Annotated in this window: 17 protein-coding genes; 11 read left to right on the top strand and 6 right to left on the bottom strand. The window is 63.8% G+C overall.

The annotated features are described in order from the left end of the window. Positions 1-166: 166 nt before the first annotated feature. Positions 167-859 carry a FadR/GntR family transcriptional regulator gene (locus tag ACIPY3_RS15355; protein ID WP_400335400.1) on the bottom strand — a complete coding sequence of 231 codons (693 nt, stop codon included), beginning with the start codon at positions 857-859 and terminating at the stop codon, positions 167-169. A gap of 245 nt (positions 860-1,104) precedes the next feature. Between ACIPY3_RS15355 and ACIPY3_RS15350 the strand changes: the two genes are divergently transcribed. From ACIPY3_RS15350 to ACIPY3_RS15335, 4 genes are all read left to right on the top strand, one after another. Then, positions 1,105-2,322, top strand: a complete 1,218-nt coding sequence (locus tag ACIPY3_RS15350; protein ID WP_400335398.1) for an aminotransferase class V-fold PLP-dependent enzyme — start codon at positions 1,105-1,107, stop codon at positions 2,320-2,322. A 61-nt stretch (positions 2,323-2,383) separates the two neighbouring features. Beyond that, positions 2,384-3,682 carry an ABC transporter substrate-binding protein gene (locus tag ACIPY3_RS15345; protein ID WP_400335396.1) on the top strand — a complete coding sequence of 433 codons (1,299 nt, stop codon included), beginning with the start codon at positions 2,384-2,386 and terminating at the stop codon, positions 3,680-3,682. A gap of 6 nt (positions 3,683-3,688) precedes the next feature. Then, a complete protein-coding gene (locus ACIPY3_RS15340) occupies positions 3,689-4,651 on the top strand; it encodes a carbohydrate ABC transporter permease (RefSeq protein ID WP_400335394.1) in 963 nt (320 codons plus the stop codon). Further along, the gene (locus ACIPY3_RS15335; protein WP_400335392.1) at positions 4,648-5,484 is read left to right on the top strand and encodes a carbohydrate ABC transporter permease; all 837 of its coding nucleotides are present in this window, start codon (positions 4,648-4,650) and stop codon (positions 5,482-5,484) included. Before ACIPY3_RS15340 ends, ACIPY3_RS15335 begins: the two co-directional genes overlap by 4 nt. Positions 5,485-5,578: 94 nt before the next feature. Here the strand turns inward: ACIPY3_RS15335 and ACIPY3_RS15330 are convergent, their stop codons facing one another. Then, positions 5,579-6,445 (bottom strand): Ku protein, encoded by an 867-nt coding sequence (locus ACIPY3_RS15330; RefSeq protein WP_400335390.1) that lies wholly within the window; start codon positions 6,443-6,445, stop codon positions 5,579-5,581. A gap of 38 nt (positions 6,446-6,483) precedes the next feature. Here ACIPY3_RS15330 and ACIPY3_RS15325 point away from each other — a divergent pair, with 38 nt between their 5' ends. After that, the gene (locus ACIPY3_RS15325) at positions 6,484-9,036 is read left to right on the top strand and encodes an ATP-dependent DNA ligase (RefSeq protein WP_400335388.1); all 2,553 of its coding nucleotides are present in this window, start codon (positions 6,484-6,486) and stop codon (positions 9,034-9,036) included. Between the two features lie 79 nt (positions 9,037-9,115). Here the strand turns inward: ACIPY3_RS15325 and ACIPY3_RS15320 are convergent, their stop codons facing one another. Together ACIPY3_RS15320 and ACIPY3_RS15315 are read right to left on the bottom strand one after the other, a co-directional pair. Beyond that, a complete protein-coding gene (locus ACIPY3_RS15320; protein WP_400335385.1) occupies positions 9,116-9,376 on the bottom strand; it encodes a hypothetical protein in 261 nt (86 codons plus the stop codon). A 45-nt stretch (positions 9,377-9,421) separates the two neighbouring features. Then, complete coding sequence (locus ACIPY3_RS15315; protein WP_400335384.1) at positions 9,422-9,619, bottom strand: hypothetical protein; 198 nt, start codon at positions 9,617-9,619, stop codon at positions 9,422-9,424. 268 nt (positions 9,620-9,887) lie between these two features. Between ACIPY3_RS15315 and ACIPY3_RS15310 the strand changes: the two genes are divergently transcribed. Then, the gene (locus tag ACIPY3_RS15310) at positions 9,888-10,676 is read left to right on the top strand and encodes a putative protein N(5)-glutamine methyltransferase (protein WP_400335381.1); all 789 of its coding nucleotides are present in this window, start codon (positions 9,888-9,890) and stop codon (positions 10,674-10,676) included. Positions 10,677-10,937: 261 nt separating this feature from the next. Further along, positions 10,938-12,557 carry an MFS transporter gene (locus tag ACIPY3_RS15305; protein WP_400335379.1) on the top strand — a complete coding sequence of 540 codons (1,620 nt, stop codon included), beginning with the start codon at positions 10,938-10,940 and terminating at the stop codon, positions 12,555-12,557. Here ACIPY3_RS15305 and ACIPY3_RS15300 read toward each other — a convergent pair. Next, a complete protein-coding gene (locus tag ACIPY3_RS15300; RefSeq protein ID WP_400335377.1) occupies positions 12,554-13,045 on the bottom strand; it encodes a hypothetical protein in 492 nt (163 codons plus the stop codon). The two genes, ACIPY3_RS15305 and ACIPY3_RS15300, sit on opposite strands and share 4 nt — an antisense overlap. A gap of 153 nt (positions 13,046-13,198) precedes the next feature. Here ACIPY3_RS15300 and ACIPY3_RS15295 point away from each other — a divergent pair, with 153 nt between their 5' ends. Continuing rightward, positions 13,199-13,894 carry a response regulator transcription factor gene (locus ACIPY3_RS15295; protein ID WP_400335374.1) on the top strand — a complete coding sequence of 232 codons (696 nt, stop codon included), beginning with the start codon at positions 13,199-13,201 and terminating at the stop codon, positions 13,892-13,894. Then, positions 13,891-15,249 carry an ATP-binding protein gene (locus ACIPY3_RS15290; RefSeq protein WP_400335373.1) on the top strand — a complete coding sequence of 453 codons (1,359 nt, stop codon included), beginning with the start codon at positions 13,891-13,893 and terminating at the stop codon, positions 15,247-15,249. The genes ACIPY3_RS15295 and ACIPY3_RS15290 overlap by 4 nt, the downstream gene beginning before the upstream one ends. Before the next feature lie 9 nt (positions 15,250-15,258). Here ACIPY3_RS15290 and ACIPY3_RS15285 read toward each other — a convergent pair whose 3' ends face one another. Then, the gene (locus ACIPY3_RS15285) at positions 15,259-16,671 is read right to left on the bottom strand and encodes a PLP-dependent aminotransferase family protein (protein WP_400335371.1); all 1,413 of its coding nucleotides are present in this window, start codon (positions 16,669-16,671) and stop codon (positions 15,259-15,261) included. Here ACIPY3_RS15285 and ACIPY3_RS15280 point away from each other — a divergent pair. Continuing rightward, the gene (locus ACIPY3_RS15280; RefSeq protein ID WP_400335369.1) at positions 16,670-17,602 is read left to right on the top strand and encodes a DMT family transporter; all 933 of its coding nucleotides are present in this window, start codon (positions 16,670-16,672) and stop codon (positions 17,600-17,602) included. The two genes, ACIPY3_RS15285 and ACIPY3_RS15280, sit on opposite strands and share 2 nt — an antisense overlap. 28 nt (positions 17,603-17,630) lie before the next feature. Continuing rightward, the gene (locus tag ACIPY3_RS15275) at positions 17,631-18,257 is read left to right on the top strand and encodes an FMN-binding negative transcriptional regulator (RefSeq protein WP_400335368.1); all 627 of its coding nucleotides are present in this window, start codon (positions 17,631-17,633) and stop codon (positions 18,255-18,257) included. Positions 18,258-18,362 lie beyond the last annotated feature (105 nt).

The raw sequence follows: 18,362 nt of genomic DNA, 5'->3' as shown, positions 1-18,362 counted from the left end.
CGACAGACCCCGCCAACGATTCGACTTCTGCACCCCAAATGAGATGATCAGAACCTTCCTGTTGCGATAACCGCTAGAAACCGCCCGCTCAAAACGGCATCTACTGCTATGTAGTTGGGATGACGACGGCGGATTGTGACGACGGCGGGCCGGTCACCATCCGAGGTCACTCCGTGAGGCGCGGAACAGGCCGTAGCCGCTTGAGCCAGGCTTCGGTCTGCGCAATATGCGCTCCCATGGCGACGGCGGCCAAGGTGGGGTTCTTTTGTGCGATGGCTTCCAGGATCGCGGCGTGGCCGGCTGTGCTGCCTTCGCGCACGACGGTGCCTTCATCGCCGTCGAAAATATGGAAGTGGCCACCGCGCGAGCGGAACAGGCGGACAAGGCCGGCCAAGGTGGCATTGCCGCTTGCGTGGCAGATTTCCTCATGGAACCGCGAGTCCAGTTCAGAGTATTCGGAAGGGTCAGCGGTCTTTTCCATGGCGTCCACCAGGGCCGTGAGCGAGGCCAGGGCGGTAGGAGTCGCATTGGCCGCGGCTGCAGACGCCGCATGCGACTCCATCAATCGCCGGATTTCAAACAGCTCCAACAATCCATCCAGCGGAAGCAGGTCAACCAGCAGCGCGAAGTTCTGAAGGATCACCGTGGGTTCCAAGGACGATATATACGTCCCTGAACCGTGCCTGGACTCCATGATCCCCAGAGCGGACATGGCGCGAACGGCCTCCCTCAAGGAGCTCCGTGATACTCCGAGTTGTGCGCACAACTCCGCTTCCGGGGGACATTTCTGTCCGGGTGCCAGCTCGCCCGACGCGATCTTGTTGCGCAGGCCTTGCATGGCCGTTTCAACTGCACCCATTTACCCGCCTCCTCCAGACTTGGTACACGCTACAGCACTCCCGTCCCAGTGTTCCGTTCAGGCAAGTGATCAGACTTCATGAGGCAAGACATCGTATCTCTTGGGCGAAAGAGATCATGAAACGAGTCTAGGTAGTACTTCTGATCCAAAGTCATCTTATGACTTTGCGGAGTAGTCTGTTGTCTCGGTCATATATGTGAGGTAACTTACAGGCAGTTCCTGACTCACCGACCTAGAAGGCCCTTGTGCACCCAGCCAGCAACCTGACGGCCCCGCGTCCCATGACAACCCCGGACGGCGCTCCTTCCCGCTCCGACTGGACCCTCACAGCCTCCAAGATCCACCTGAACCATGGCTCCTACGGTTCGGTCCCCCGGGCGGCGCAGGAATTCCAGTTGGAACTAAAGGCCCGCATGGACGCAAACCCGTGCACCTGGTTCATGGGCCAGTACCAGGCCGTGGCCGCCGCCCGGACAGACGTGGCCTCCTTCCTGAAGGTCGACGCCGGGGACATGGCTCTTGTACTGAATGCGAGCGCTGGAGTCACCGCCGTCTATAACTCGCTGGACTTCGGCCGCGGTGCGGAGATTGTCATGACGAACCACGCATACGGAGCCGTACTGCACGGCGCCTACCGCGTGGCGCGGAAGTGCGGCGGCAGCGTCCGCATTGCCGAGATCCCCTTGGATGCCGACGCGGAGACCGCAACGGCGCTGGTGATGGCGGAAGTCGGCGACAAGACGGCATTGATCGTGCTGGACCAGATCACTTCAGCTACGGCGCGGGCGTTTCCGGTAGAAGCCGTTGCGAAGGCTGCAAAGGACGCCGGGGTGCCCTTGCTGGTGGATGGCGCGCACGCACCGGGCGTGTTGGAGGCTCCCGTTCCCGCATTCGACGGGTACTGGGTTGGCAACCTCCACAAATTCGGGTGCGCACCCAGGGGCACAGCGGCGCTTGTCGCTCGTGGGGATCGGGCCGAAGGCCTGGTGCCACTCATCGATTCATGGGGTTTCCCGTACAGCTTCCCGGAGAGCTTCGACCACGTAGGCACCCAGGATGTCACGTCCTGGATGGCCGCAGGCACCGCGTTCACCACCATCGAAGAACGATACGGCTGGCAGACATTCCGAAGCTATGCCAAGGCCCTCTGCGATTACGGAGAAGCCATCATCGGCTCGGCTTTCGCGGACCTCACCGGTGAGAACCACACCGTGGATGCGGGCATGCCCGTGGGGCCGCTGCGATTGCTTCGCTTGCCCCGGGGACTTGCCACCACGCATGAGGATTCGCACACTGTTCGGGCGTTCATTTCAGACCAACTGGACATCGAAACCGCGGTGACCACTTTCAACGGCGAAGGCTTCCTGCGACTCTCCGCCCACCTTTACAACTCGCCGCAGGACTACGAAATCTTTGCTGAACGCGCTGTGCCGGAACTCGTACGGCTCGCCACATCCCTTTAAACATCACTGTCCGCGCCACTGCACGGCGCAATCCACCTCAACCAACCAACGGAGGACCCACGTGAAATCCAGAATCATGGCATCTGCCGCAGCAGGCCTGGCGGCAGTTCTGGCCTTGGCAGGCTGTGGCGGTGGCGGACAGAGCGCCGCCGATGGCAAGGTCACTTTGAAGATGGTGGAAAGCCTCACCAACCCCACCCGCACAGAGACTTTGAAGAAGCTCCTTGCCGGCTTCGAGCAGGCAAACCCCAACATCAAGGTTGATCTCATCTCCCCGCCTACCGAGCAGGCTGACCAGAAGATCCAACAGATGCTCCAGTCCGGCAAAGGCGTGGACGTGGTGGAGGCCCGCGACATCACCGTGGGTTCCTTCGGCGCCAACAACTGGCTCTACGACATGACAAAGGACCTTGACGGCTGGGATGGCTGGAACAACCTGACCGAGAACGCTGTCACTTACTCCAAGCAAAACGGCAAGACCTACTACATCCCCTACGGCTTCTACGGGCTCTCCCTCTTCTACCGATCGGACCTTGTCAAGGACGCCGGCTTCGACGGTCCGCCGAGCAGCTGGTCAGACATGGCGAAACAGGCCGAGGCACTCAACAAGCCATCAGAGAACAAGTTCGGCTACGCCTTCCGCGGGGGCACCAACGCCAACTCCAATGCCGTAGCCATCATCGAGGCCTACGTTGCCGACGAGATCGACCGCGAAAACGCGTTCAAGCTGACCAACGGCAAGACGATCTTCTCCTCCCCCAAGGCGCAGGAAGCCATGGACCTCTACATCGACCTCTTCAAGAAGGGATCTCCGCCGTCTTCCGTTGCCTGGGGTTATCCGGAGATGGTCCAGGGCTTCAGCAATGGCTCCACGGCATTCCTGCTGCAGGATCCGGAGGTCATCGCAACGGTCAAGGAGTCCCAGGCCATCAAGCCGGACCAATGGAATGTGGCCCCGCTGCTGGTGGGACCAAGCGGTAAGGCCATCCAGCCAGTCGCTTCGGCAGGCTGGGGCATCGCCCAGTCCTCCAACGCCAAGCCTGAAGCAGTGAAGCTCATCAAGTACCTGGCCCAAGGCGACGCCGCCACCACGTTCAGCAAGGACAACAGCCTTGTCCCCACCCTGAAATCGGCCGCCCAGGACACCTTCTACAGCACCGGCCCGTGGGCTGCCTACGTGAAGATGACCGAGAACCCTGACACCTATATTTCGGCCATCCAGCCGCGCAGCGTTTCCTGGTGGACCGAGTGGATCAAGAAGTCCGACGGCGAACTCCAGCGGGTGCTCACAGGGCAGATGAGCACCTCCGAGCTGCTGGCCAGTTGGGACACGTTCTGGACAGAAAAGATGAAGGGCTAGAGGCCCATGAGCCTCGACCTCAAGCGTTCCACCTCGCCGCCGTCCGGGCGTGAGGGCCTTCGAAGGGAGCCGGCCAGCAGGAAAAGGCGGTTCAGTGGCAGGACAGCGCTGACCTTGCTGGCGTTCCTGGCCCCGGCCGCGGTATTCGTGGGGATCTTCACGTACTACCCCATGGTCGCGGGCAGCCAGATGGCCTTCAGGAACTGGAACCTGAACGACCTTTCCGACACCTCGTGGATTGGCTTCGGCAATTTCCAGAGCCTTTTCGACGCACCGGAGTTCGGAACGATCGTCCGGAACACCGTGGTGTGGGTGCTCGGCTCCCTGGTCCCGCAGGTGGTCATCGGCTTCGCGGTGGCACTGTTCCTGAAACGCCGGTTCAGGATGCGCGGAGCGTACCAAGCCATGATCTTCTTCCCTTGGGCAGTGTCCGGTTTCCTCATCGGCATGCTGTTCCGTTGGATGTTCAACGCCGAGTTCGGCGTGGTCAACGACCTCCTGATGAAGTCCGGCCTGATCAGCTCGCCCCTGCCCTGGCTGTCCGATCCGGGCTTCGCCATGACGGCCATCATCATCGCCAACATCTGGTACGGCGTGACGTTCTTCGCCATCATGATCCTTGCTGCCCTGCAGTCGGTGTCGGACGAAATGTATGAGGCAGCTGCGCTGGATGGTGCGGGCAAGGTACGGACGTTCTTCAGCATCACGCTGCCCAGCATTTCCACGACGCTGGCTCTGACCATCCTGCTGCGGGTGATTTGGATCTTCAACTTCCCGGACATCATCTTCGCGATGACCGGCGGCGGACCAGCAGACCAGACCCACATCATTACCACCTACATGATCAAAATTACCCAGGAAGGCGACTACGGCAAGGCGTCTGCCCTCGGGTTGATCGTCATGGTCACGCTCATGCTGTTTGCAGCCTTCTACCTCATGGCTGTGCGCTTTCGAAAGGGAGCCCAATGATCAACACTCCAACGCTCGTTGGCCGGATCGCAAAGTTCCTCTTTCTGGGCCTATGCCTGATCGTCACCGTCTTCCCGTTGTACTGGATCATAGTGACGTCCCTCAAGGAGCCGGGGGCCATTTATTCGCTCCCGCTGGACTACTGGCCCCGGCAGTTGTCCCTGGACAATTACATCGGGCTGTTCACGAAGTCCGACTTTGGCCAGTACATGCTCAACAGCCTGGTAGTGGCCTTGGTGGCAGCCTCCGTTGCCACGCTCATTTCCCTGCTCTCCGCCTACGTTCTGGCCCGGTTCCAGTTCTCCGGACGCGGGGCAGTATTGGGCGCCTTTCTGATCACCCAGATGATCCCGGGCTTCATCGCCCTGGGCCCGCTCTACCTGATGATGACCGACTTTGGCCTCGTGGACTCCAAAACGGGCCTGATCCTGATTTACATCGCCATCTGCATCCCGTTTTGCACCATCATGCTTCGGGGCTTCTTCGAGAACGTCCCTGATGCCTTGGAGGAAGCTGCCATGATTGATGGTTGTTCCCGAATGGGTGCGCTCTTCAGGGTCATCGTTCCCGTGATGCTGCCCGGCATTGCTGCGAGTTTCGTCTTCAATTTCGTCAATTGCTGGAACGAACTGTTCCTGTCGGTAACCCTGATGAACAGCGACAGCAACAAAACCATCCCGACGGCGTTGGCCGGCTTTATCTCCAGCTTCAACATTGATTGGGGTTCCATGTCCGCTGCCGCGGTTCTCACGGTGGTCCCCACGCTGGTGATCTTCGCCTTCGCCAGCAAGTTCATCGTGCAAGGACTTACCGCAGGTTCCGTCAAAGGCTGAGACGAACGGCCCAACTGAGTCGCAGTTAAGCGCGTTTTGGCGGCTCTAAACGCGCTTAACTGCGACTCAGTTGGGTACAAATAACGACGGCGGGTCAAGCCTTTTTCTTGGCCCGCGCCTTCGGCTTGCTGGCAGTCTTGGTGGCGGCAGCATCGTCGTCGTCCGCTTTTTCCTTGCCGCGCTTCTTGTCGAGGCTCCGCTTGAGCGCTTCCATGAGGTCGATGACGTCTCCGCCCTCGCCTTCCCCTTCCACCACGCCGAACGTTGCCTCGGTGTCCAGGGCCTCGCCCTTCTCCAGCTTGGCCTCGATCAACGTCTTCAGCTGCGCTTGGTAGTCGTCGGTGTACTCGTCCGGATCGAAGTCATGGGCCATGGACTCCACCAGCGCGGAGGACATTTCGAGTTCCTTGTCCGAGATTTTGATGTCTGTTTCCAAGGATGGGAATTTGGCTTCGCGCACCTCGTCGCCCCACAAAAGGGCCTGGAGGAGCAGCACTTCCCCGCGCACACGCAAGGCACCAAGCCGGGTCTTTTGCCGCAGGGCGTACTGGACTATTGCAATCCGGTCCGTGTCTTCGAGTGTTTGCCGCAAAAGCATGTACGCCTTGGGCGATTTGGAATCCGGCTCAAGGAAATAGCTGCGCTCATACATGATCGGGTCCAGCTGTTCGGCCGGAATGAATTCCACTACTTCGATTTCGCGGCTGTTCTCTTCAGGGAGCGATTTCAATTCGGCGGAGGTGAGGACAACGGTTCGGCCTTCTTCTTCGTACGCCTTGTCAATATCCTCGTACGCCACCACATCGCCGCAAATTTCACATTTCCGCTGGTAACGGATGCGCCCGCCGTCCTTATTGTGGACTTGATGGAGTCCAATGTCGTGGTCCTCTGTGGCGCTGTAGAGCTTAACTGGTACGTTGACCAGACCGAACGCGATAGATCCCTTCCATATGGCCCTCATGCACCCAGTCAACAGCACAAGCCAACAGAGGAGAAGAGGTGGCAGGCAAGCAGAAGGAACGCGTCACCGTTGAGGGCCACGAACTGACCCTCACGAACCTGGGCAAAATCATCTATCCCGAGACCGGCACCACCAAGGCCGAGGTGCTGGAGTACTACGCCGCGGTTGCGCCCTACCTCATTCCAGCGGCGGCCAACAGGCCCGTGACGCGCAAGCGCTGGGTCAACGGCGTGGGCACGGCCGCGAACCCCGGGGAAGTGTTTTTCCAGAAGAACCTCGAAAGCTCCGTTCCCCGGTGGATCCCGCGTGCCACCATCCATCACTCCGACCACACCAACGACTACCCCATGGTGAACAACCTGGCCACGCTCACGTGGATGGCGCAGATTGCCTCCCTGGAAATCCACGTTCCGCAGTGGCAAGTGGATCCGTCCGGGACTCCCCTGCGGCCGGACCGCTTCGTCCTGGATCTGGATCCCGGTCCCGGTGCGGGTTTGCCGGAGTGCGTGGAGGTGGCCAAGCTGGCGCGAGCCATCCTGCAGGACATGGGCATGGAGCCGGTACCGGTCACGAGCGGAAGCAAGGGCATCCACCTTTACACCGGGCTCGAAGGGACGCTGAAGTCCGAGCAGGTTTCGGCCTTCGCCCATGAACTCGCCCGTGCCCTTGAGGCGGACCACCCCACGCTGGTGGTCAGCGACATGAAGAAGTCGCTCCGGAGCGGCAAGGTGTTGGTGGACTGGAGCCAAAACAGCGGCAACAAAACCACCATTGTTCCGTACTCCCTGCGCGGCAAGCCGCACCCCACCGTCGCCGCGCCCCGGACCTGGGATGAACTCGACGATCCGGAGCTCAGCCACCTCGAGTTCACGGACGTCATGGACCGGGTGGGCACGGGCGAGGACCACTTCGCGTCGATCTCCGGCCGGCACCTGCCGCCCCACGCCGAGGAGAACGACGGCGGTACTCCCGCTGAGGGTGCAGGGTCGCCCACCACGGGTGGCCGGGAAAAGGTCACCGTGGCGGGACGCCTGGCCAAGTATGTAGGAATGCGTGATCCGGGCAAGACTCCGGAACCGTTCCCGGCGTCGTCCGTTTCCTCAAGCGGGACGGCCACCGCCTCCTCCGATCAACCGCGGCCCGGCGACCCTGCGCCGCCCGGCGGCATCTTCGTCATCCAGGAGCACCATGCCCGCCGCTACCACCTCGATTTCCGGCTGGAGCACGACGGCGTCCTGGTCTCCTGGGCCCTGCCACGCGGCGTTCCCGATACTCCGGACCGCAACAACCTGGCCGTCCACACCGAGGACCACCCCATGGACTACGCCAACTTCGCGGGAGTGATCCCCAAGGGCGAGTACGGCGGCGGAACGGTGACCATCTGGGATCGCGGTGAATTCACGTGCGAGAAGTGGCGCGACGGCAAGGAAGTCATCGCCACGCTCACGGGTGAACCGGGTGGCGGCCTGGGCGGAACCAAACGGTTTGCCCTGATCAACACGGGCGATCGCTGGCTCATCCACCTGATGAAGGAGCAACCGGGAGGCCGGAAGAAAGCTGCCGCACCGGCGCCTGACGTGAAGGCAGCTGCGGACGCGAAGCCGCCAACCGCCGTCGAGCCTGAACCAATGCCTGGCTACACTCCCATGCTGGCCTCGGCCGGAATCACCGGAGAGCTCAGCGGCGGTGACTGGCTCTACGAACTTAAGTGGGACGGAATCCGCGCAATCATCACGGGCACGGAGGGCCGGATCCGCCTGATGAGCCGTAACGGCAACGACCTCACGGCAGCCTATCCGGAGCTCACGGACCGCAGCTGCTGGCCGGACGGCGATTTTGTGGCCGATGGTGAGATCGTCGCCTTCGGAAAGGGCGGCAAACCTGATTTCGGCCGCCTGCAGCAGCGGATGAACCTGGTCAAGGCAGCGGACATTGAGCGGGCACGGGCATCGGTTCCGGTGCAGTTGATGCTTTTCGACCTCTTGTACCACCGCGGCGCGGACCTTAGCAGGCTGCCGTTCCGCGAGCGGCGGGAGCATTTGTCCTCGTTCGTGGACAGGCTCAGTGAGGGCTGTCCCCTACGCGTATCCGAGGTCCTGGACCACGACGTGGACGACCTCCTGGCGGTAGCTGCCGAACTCGGCTTGGAAGGCGTCATGGCCAAGAAGGCGGACAGCCGCTACACCGTGGGAAGGCGCAGCCGCTCGTGGATCAAGCTGAAACTGGAGCGGAGCCAGGAGGTGGTGGTCGGCGGCTGGCGCCCAGGTGCCGGCGCAAGGAGCGGGACGTTCGGCTCGCTGCTCCTGGGAATTCCCGACGGCGGCAAGCTGCGGTATGTGGGCCGGGTGGGGTCCGGGTTCTCCGACTGGCAGCTCAAGGACATCCTGGGGAAACTCCAGCCCCTTGCCACGAAGGATTCGCCTTTCGTGGACATCCCACGCGAAGACGCCGCCGGGGCGCGCTGGGTGGAACCCGATCTCGTGGCAGAGGTGACCTTCGGCGAATGGACCGGTCCCGGGCGGCTGCGGCATCCCGTGTGGAAGGGGTGGCGCCCGGACAAGTCGCCTTCCGACGTGACCCCGCCCAACTAGGTCGCATTTGTGCGCGTTATGAAGGCTCAAAACGCGCTTAACTGCGACCTAGTTGGGCAGGCGGGGCTAGGCTAGCCGGTCAGGAGGAGTGCGGCATCTGGGGCCGGCTGGTCCGGTGGACCGCGGTGACCGCTGCGCCCTGGCCTGCCCGGCCGTGGGACTGGTCGCGGTCCTTGGGGTGCCGCCGCTTGCCGTTACCATCCGGCCATTGATTGCCCTGCTCGGTGCCGAGAGTCGCTGCTACGGCAGCCGGCTCAGGCATCGGAGCCATATCCATGGACTCCACCAAGTGGCTGGCAACCTCGGGGTTGATGCCTCCGGAGTTGTGGTTCGCAGTCATGGTTCTTCCTTTCCTCAGTGAAACGAAGGGATTTCAAGTTTAGGCCTACCAGCGGACCTTTTTCATGGTTTTTGCCTGCTTTCCGCTGGCGTGCGTTGGCTTGTGGCCCTTGCCCGTGCTTTGCCAACCACCGGGGGTTCCTCCCCCGGACTTGCTGTCAAGCATGGCCCGCTGGGCGTCGGTCAGTTTGGATTTGATTCCGCCTTGGGCGGCTTGGTTGTTATCTGGCGTGTTGGCAGTCATCAGTGGACTCCTCAAAGGTGGTGAAGTCCTGGAGAGGCACGGGAACCACGGCGTCACGGTGTGGTCATGAAGCAAAGAAGGCGACAACGGGAACGGCATGGAGGCAGGGCCTCAACAGGCGTGGATTTTTGTCAGGTGAAACTCGGCTGCGCACCAATCGGCGCAGGCGGTTTACTCAAAAATCAATGTTCCCATGCGTCACACCTTAGCCAAGATGGGCCGCGTTTGGGAACCCCGTGCGGCGGAACCCCTTGCTAGCATGGGCGCAATGTCTCCTGGGTCCCCGATTGTCGACGCACTCCGGGCTGCTGGCTGCGTCTTCGCAGAGGACGAGGCAGCACTGCTCATGGAGGCCGCCCGGGACCCCGAACACCTTCAGCACCTGGTGGAGCAACGCATCGCGGGCATGCCGTTGGAACACCTCCTGGGCTGGGTGGATTTTTGTGGCACCCGGATGGTCGTGGAGCCTGGCGTTTTCGTGCCACGGCGGCGCACGGAGTTCCTGGTGCGGCAGGCGGCGTCGCTGGGGAGGCCGGGTGCCGTCGTCGTCGATCTTTGCTGTGGTTCCGGCGCGATCGGCGCCGCGGTCCACGACGCCCTGGGAACCAGGGAACTGTATGCGGCCGATATCGATCCTGCTGCTGTGGCGTGCGCGCGCCGCAACATCGGGCCGCGGGGCGGGCGGGTCTACGAAGGCGATCTCTTCGCCCCGCTCCCCCGCCACTTGATGGCCAGCGTTGATGTACTTCTGGTGAATGCCCCTTATGTGCCCACCGATTCGATCCGCATGATGCCTCCGGAGGCGCGCCTTCACGAGCCACTGACAGCGCTCGACGGCGGCACTGACGGTTTGGCGGTCCAGCGCCGGGTCGTGGACGGTGCGGCTGAGTGGTTGGCGCCGGGTGGGTTCGTGCTGATTGAGTCGTCTGCGTCGCAGGCGCCGGAAACAGCACGGCTGTTCACCGGTGCAGGGCTCGTGGCCCGCATTGCCTCGGACGCCGGGGTGGATGCCACGGTAGTGCTGGGCCGCGCGCGGGAGTCGGTCCCACATCCGTAAGCTTTTCCGCTGAAATCGCCCCCGTTGCGTGGGCTGAGCTAAACAATTTGGTAACAGCGCCCCCGTGAGGGCCAAAAACCGCGCGTTTACAGGGCAAGAACGGGCAAAAACAAGTAAGGAATCTGGGCAATTTTGACCCAGATATGGCCAATAAATCGGATCTCAACTCGGGTTTCGGGGCAAAAACGCGTAAAATTGAAACCCTGCCCAGAGCGGGGCAGCAGAAGTCGCAAGCAAATGACCTCCCTAGGAGAAGCCCAAATGCCCACAGACCCAAGCAAGATCGTCTCTCCGGACGGCGCAAGGAACGCCCCCGGAAAACCGGCCGCAGCCACCACCCCGGCTGCCGCCGACACTGCTAAGAACCCGAAGAAAATGAAGCTCCGCACCAAGCGCCGGTTGAAGGAATCCGACGTGAACGTGGTGGACCAGCCCATGCTCAAGAAAGCACTCGGCGGAACCATCGTGGGTAACACCATGGAATGGTACGACGTCGGTGTGTTCGGCTACCTCATCACCACCATGGGTCCTGTCTTCCTCCCGGAAGCCGACAAGTCGGTCCAGACACTCTTCCTCCTCGGCACCTTCGCCGCAACCTTCATCGCCCGCCCCCTCGGCGGCGTGGTCTTCGGTTGGCTCGGCGACAAGGTGGGCCGCCAGAAGGTCCTCGCAGCAACACTGATGCTGATGGCGGCAAGTACGTTCGCCGTCGGACTCTTGCCCGGATACGCGCAGATCGGCATCTGGGCCGCCGCGCTGCTGGTCATCCTGAAGCTCGTCCAGGGCTTCTCCACCGGTGGCGAGTACGCCGGTGCCACAACCTTCGTCAGCGAATACGCACCGGACAAGCGCCGCGGCTTCTTCGCCAGCTTCCTTGATATGGGCAGCTACATCGGCTTCGCCCTCGGTGCCGCCCTGGTTTCCGTCCTGCAGCTCACGCTGGGCCAGGCAGCCATGGAGGAATGGGGCTGGAGGCTTCCGTTCCTGATCGCCGGTCCGCTCGGCCTGATCGCCGTGTACTTCCGGAGCAAGATCGAGGAATCCCCGCAGTTCCAGGCCACCCTGGATGCCCAGGAGGCCATCGCCAAGGACGCCGCGTCCAAGGATGCGGACGTTGCCAAGGGCCCTGTCGGCATCATCAAGGCCTACTGGCGCCAGATTGTGCTGGCCATGATCCTCGCGGCCGCCGCCAACACTGTTGGTTACGCTTTGACCTCCTACATGCCCACGTACCTCACGGACTCCAAGGGTTACGATCCCGTCCACGGCACCTTGCTGACCATTCCGGTCCTGGTGGTCATGGCCATTTGCATCCCGCTGACCGGCAAGCTGTCCGACCGCATCGGCCGCCGTCCAGTGCTGTGGATCGGCGCAGGCAGCACCGTGCTGTTCGCGATCCCGGCCTTCATGCTCATCGGTATTGGTGAAGTGTGGTCCACGCTGCTCGGCCTTGCACTGGTTGCCTTCCCCGTGACGTTCTACGTTGCCAACCTGGCCTCGGCACTTCCGGCACTGTTCCCCACCTCCAGCCGTTACGGCGGAATGGGTATCGCCTACAACTTCTCCGTGGCGATCTTCGGTGGAACCACGCCGTTCATTGTCCAGGGCCTCATCGAGGGCACGGGCAACGACATGATGCCGGCCTACTACCTCATGGCCACGTCCGTTGTTGGCGGCATCGCGATCTTCTTCCTCCGCGAGTCGGCACAGCGTCCGCTTCCGGGCTCGATGCCCAGCGTTGACACCCCGGCCGAGGCCCGCGAACTCGTTGAAACGCAGGACACCAACCCGCTGATCAACCTGGACGAGATGCCGTTCGATGGCCAGCCGGTCAGCGAAGTGGCCTTCGGTAACGACAAAAAGGATCTCGCCGGAGTCTAGGAACCGCTTGCCTGCAACTTCTGCGCAGCTTTTTGGATCCGCTCGCCGTAGCCACCGTTCAAGGCGCTCTCCTTGATCTTGGTGGCTACGGCCGTTTGATCATCCTTTGCGGCGTCCCGCAGGGTCTTCAAATCCGCCTGCAACGCTTCCGGCAGCCTGGCGGCCCAGTGAGGCCTCTTGTCCAGGATGAAGCCGGCCAACTTCGCGGCCCGTTCGCCGTAGCCGGTCTTGCTGCTGTCGCCCCTGATGAAGAAGCGCAGCACAGCGTGGGCTGCGGGGTGGGCAAAGAACCTCGCTCCCAGTCCTTCCCGCGACGGGGACGGGGACGGAGCAGCTGAAGCCGTTGACGACGTCGAAGGTGTGGGGGTGGGCGTCGCCGCATTCGCGGCCACGGTTCCACCGCCCAGCAGCAGTCCCGCCGCGAGGACGCTGACGACGGCGGTGCGTCCCGCCGTCGAACGCTTGCCGTTTACCGAGGTGCTTTGCATTGCCTTGTCCTTTCACTGGCCGGCAGACTGCCCGCCGGCTCCTGTACTGACTCTGGACCGGCAAGGTGAAGTGCGTGTTCGGCCAATGTTCGGGGAAGGTAAAGCCGCTGCGGAAAGCCTCCGCGGCCGGCGTTCTTGCTGTTCAATGGACGCATGGAGGACAGTCGCGGGCTGGTGCTGATTGCCGAGGATGAACGGGCAATCGCCGATATCCAGCGCCTCTACCTGAGCCGCGCCGGCTTCGGCGTGCACGTGGAAAGCGATGGCTTGGTGGCCCTCAGCCAGATCCGGCGGCTGCGTCCCGTGGCAGTAATCCTCGACGTCGGCCTGCCCGGCATGGACGGGATCGAGCTCTGCCGCAGCCTGCGGCAGGCCGATGACTGGACCCCCGTGCTGTTCGTGACCGCGCGTGATGAGGAAGTGGACCGCGTCCTGGGCCTGGAGCTCGGGGCGGACGACTACCTGACCAAGCCCTTCTCGCCATCGGAACTCGTGGCGCGCGTCAAGGCCGTCCTCCGCAGGACTTCAGGCGTGCCCGGTTCCAAGCGGCTGGTCCTCGGCCCGCTGGAAGTGGATCCCCTGCACAGGACCGCACGGGCGAACGGAGCCGATGTGGTGCTCACTGCCACCGAATTCGATCTCCTTGCGTTCCTCATGCAACAGCCCGGACGGGTGTTTTCGCGCGAACAATTGCTCTCCGCAGTCTGGGGCCAGGCCAACTACGCTGCCGGACGGACCGTTGATGTCCACATTGCCCAGCTGCGCGCTAAGTTGGGCGCATACTCCCCTATAGTCACCAGCCGCGGGGTGGGCTACTCCGCGGCACAGCCTGCTGTTCCCCCGGCATGAGGCACTGGTTGGGCTCGCTGGCGGGCCGCATCACCCTGGTCATCGCAGGTGTGGCCACGGTGGCGGTGGTTCTTGCAGGGCTGCTGGCCGCCCAGTTGGTGAATTCGACGGCGGTGGACGAGGCCCGGAAGTACCTCGCCGCGGAAGCCGAAAGCTTGAGCAAGGAACCCCTGGCCGGAAACCTGCAGGAACTGCGGGCAGACCTGGTGGGGCACGGTGCCCGCCTTGCCCTGATCCGGGCAGACGGCCGGGTGACCGGTGCCGGGGCCAGATTCCTCGATGACGCCACCGTGGCCGATGTGCAGGCAGGTAAGTCCGTCTCCAAGACCGTGGACGGGCCGCAAAATCCGGTGGTTCTTGAGGCGCGCCCCCTTGGAGCGGGCGGAGGATTGGTGCTGGTGCAGCCCGTTTCCGAAATCCGCGAAGCCGCGGCCCCCCTCTTGCGGCGCATGCTGATCGCACTTGTGGTGTGCCTGGTGTTCTCGATCGTTGCCGGGGGGCTGGTGTCCCAGTGGCTCAGCAGGCCGTTGGTGAGAACTGCCGACTCGGCCCGGCGCCTGGCCGCCGGGGAACGTTCAGTGGCCGTGGCGGCGGGCGGTCCTGCCGAAGTCGCGGCCGTGCAAGGTGCGCTGGCGGCCCTGGACACTGCGCTTAGGGTCAGCGAGGGCCGGCAGCGCGAGTTCCTGCTGTCCGTATCCCATGAGATGCGGACACCCCTGACGGCCGTCCGCGGATACGCCGAGGCACTCGCGGACGGCGTGGTGAGCGGACCCGACGTTGCCGGGGTTGGCCGGACGTTGGTGACGGAAACGGACAGGCTGGACCGGTTTGTCCGCGATCTCCTGGAGCTGGCGCGCCTGGAAGCCGACGATTTCCGCATGGACCTCCAACTCCTGGACGCGGCTCCGCTCCTGCTTGAAAGCTGGGCTGCCTGGCAAGCGGTTTGTGCCCAGCGCGGCGTTATTGGACGGTTGGACCTGCCGCAGTCGGTGCCCATCGGCCCGTTGCCTGTCCGGACCGATGGGCAACGGCTGCGGCAGGTGGTGGACGGGCTGCTGGAGAATGCGTTGCGTGCTGCCCCGGCCGGGGCACCCGTAGTCCTCGCCGCCCGTTCCGAAGGCGGCGGGCTGGTGGTGGAAGTGCGCGACGGCGGCCCCGGCCTCTCGCCGGACGATGCAGTGGTGGCGTTCCAACGCGGGGCGCTGCACGCGCGGTACCAGGGCGAACGGCAGGTGGGCAGCGGGCTGGGTTTGTCCATCGCTGCGCGATTGGTGGAGCGGCTTGGCGGCACCATCAGCCTTGACCAGGCTCCGGAAGGTGGCGCCAGGTTCGTGGTGCGGCTTCCCGCCGGGTGACGGCCGAGGCTACCGCCCCTGGCGGCCCAACAGCTCCCCGATGATCCGGACGCCTTCCGGGAAGGCTCCGGGATTCGGCCCCGCATAGTTCAGCCGCATGTACGGCCCCTCCGGTTCGGCCGGAAACCACTCCGCACCCGCTGCGATCAGCACGCCGGCTGCCTCGCAATCGCGGGTGAGGCGATCGACGTCGGTCCCGTCCGGCAACCTCAGCCACACGTTGAGGCCACCCTTGGGCAGGTGGGTGAGGTGTGCTTGCGGCACGTGTTCACGAAGGCTGGTGACCAGGAGATCACGGCGGGATTGCAGTTGCGAGCTGACCCCGCGAAGGTGCGTGTGCCACCCGGGCTGCGTGACGACGTCGAGCGCCGCCGACTGCAGCAGCCCGCTGACGTACATCGACTCCGCGGCCTGGGCGGTAAGGATCCGCTCGCGGGCGGGTCCGCGGGCAATGACCGCCGCCACGCGGATGGACGGGGAGACGCTCTTGGTCAGGGACCGGATGTACAGCACGTGCCCGGAGTCATCCTTCGCGGCGACCGGGATGGATTCCGCGGCGATCCCGAAATCATGCGCCCAGTCGTCCTCCACAAGGAACGCCCCGTGGGCCTTCACCACGTCCAGGACTTCCTCGCCGCGCTGCACCGACCACTGGGCGCCGGTGGGGTTGGCGAAATTGGGCTGCGCGTAGAACATCCGCGCACCGGTCTCCTCGAACGCGCGGGCGAGCTGCTCAGGGTCCGGGCCCTCCGGCCCGCTGGGCACCGGGACTACCCGGACGCCCGCCTGCGACGCGGCCAGCAGCGCACCCCAATAGCTGGGCGACTCCACCAGCAGCGGCTGGCCGTGCCCCACCAGGCCGCGGAAAATCGAGCTGAGTCCGCTCTGGCTCCCGGGAAGGACGACGACGTCACTCGGCTGTGGCGGCGTGACGCCAACCGGCGTTGAGGTACTGAGTTCCCGGGCGAACCACGACTGCAGTTCCGGCAGTCCAGCCACCGGCGGCCGGGACAAGGACGCTTCCGCCCGTGCCGCACGCGTCAACGCTGCGCGGACGAGTCGTTCGGGCAGCAGGTCACGGGCCGGGTACCCGGAATGGAAAGCGATCACGTCATTGGATGCGCTGCGCATGGCCGCCGTGTTGGTGAGGCGGGGTGCCTGGAGGGCTCCGAGTGCGGCTGTCTGCCACGCATAGTCGGCCGGCCTCGCCGTCCGGAAGGCCCGCACGAAGGTTCCCACTCCGGGGCGGCTCTCGATCAGGCCCTGGGCGGTTAGGGTGCGAAGGGCCTTCTGGACGGTCACCGGGCTCGCCTGATAGTCAGCCACAAGCTTCCTGGTGGACGGTAGCTTGGACCCCGGGGCAGCGCTGGAAATCCATTCCTTCAGTCGCAGAACGATCCGGGAACTGCTATCGTTATTCATGAGTCAACATAGTAGCGCTACTCTCTTTTCATCGCCAGTGGTATCCACACGGACAACGGTGGGAATCTGGTGGGGCCTCCTGGGCGTCTTTGCCTTCTCCTTCACTGTGCCGTTCACGCGGGTAGCTGTAGAGGGAATGTCGCCCTTGTTCATCGGGGCGGGCCGAGCCGTAGTCGCGGCCATTCTTGCCGCAGCGGCGTTGGCGTTCACTCGGCAACGCTTTCCCCAGGGCATCCAGTGGTTCCGTTTGGCCATTGTTGCCGGCGGAATCGTGGCAGGATTCCCGCTGCTGACCACTTTCGCCCTGACCAGCACCTCGGCCAGCCACGGAGCAGTGGTCATCGCGCTACTCCCCGCGGCCACGGCAACAGTAGCGGTGCTCCGGGGGCGGGAACGTCCCCGCCCCTTGTTCTGGGTCCTCACGGCAGTGGGTGTGGTGGCCGCGCTGCTCTTCGCCCTGGTCCAATCCGGAGGTTTCGGTTCCCTGCAGTGGGCCGACCTGCTTCTGCTCGGGGCTGTCCTTGCAGCGGCTATCGGCTACGCGGAAGGTGGGCTCCTGGCGCGCGAACTTGGCTCGTGGCAGACCATCTCCTGGGCACTCGTGGTGGCCTCGCCCGTGATGATTGTCCTGACGCTGGCTTCCCTTGGCTCCGGCCTTCCGTCCGCGTCCCTGGCCAGCTGGGCGTCCTTCGCCTACCTGGGCGTGGTGAGCATGTTCCTTGGCTTCTTTGCCTGGTACCGCGGCTTGGCCATCGGGCCGATGGCACAGGTCAGCCAGATCCAACTGGTCCAACCCGTCATGACCATCGCCTGGGCCGCACTGCTCCTTGGCGAGTCCCTGACCCTGACCACTGTTGTTGGCGGACTCTTGGTGATCCTCTGCGCAGGTGCCGCTGTGCGCGTCAGGCTCGCACCGCCGTCGGGCTCTTAGCCGCCCCTCCCAGCGAAAGGAAGAATCGATGTACACCCCCGCGCACTTTGCTGCTTCCCCCGAGGCAATCACCGCCCTCCTCCAGGACTCCGGCGCAGCGAACCTGGTGACCATGACTACGGACGGCTTGCTCGCCACGTTCCTGCCGTTTGTCCACGATCCGTCCGTGGGCGGGCACGGTGCTTTGCAATCGCATATGGCACGGAACAACACCCAGTGGTCGTCCCCTGTGAGTGGAGAAGCCTTGATGATCGTTCAGGGTTCCGACGCGTATATCTCGCCATCCTGGTACGCCTCGAAAGCGGAGCACGGCCGGGTGGTGCCGACGTGGAACTACTCCACCGCGCACGTCTACGGCGAGTTGGTGGTCCATGACGACGTCGACTGGCTGGCCAGGCACGTGCGTCGCCTTTCTGATCGGCACGAGGCCTCGATGCCGCAGCCGTGGACCGTCGACGACGCCCCCGAGCGGTTCATCGCCGGGCAACTGAGGGCGATCGTGGGCGTGGAACTGGTCATTACCCGGGTGGAGGCCAAGACGAAACTGAGCCAGAACCGGTCGGCTGCGGATGTGGACGGCGTGATTGCGGGACTTCGGGCGGCAGGCGACCCGGCGAGCGCGGCGGACATGGAGCGCGCCCGGAATCCCAAGTAGGTCGCAGTTGTGGGGGGGGTTTGGGGCCCCAAACCCCCCAACAGCGACCAACAGTGGGGGGACCCCCCCGCGCCCCCAGGGCACCCCCCGCCCCCCCGGGCCGGC

It is taken from the genome of Paenarthrobacter sp. NPDC089714, from assembly GCF_044748905.1.
Taxonomy (GTDB): Bacteria; Actinomycetota; Actinomycetes; order Actinomycetales; family Micrococcaceae; genus Arthrobacter.
Note: the sequence above shows the minus strand (reverse complement) of the source record. Positions and strands in the feature narration are given on the sequence as shown.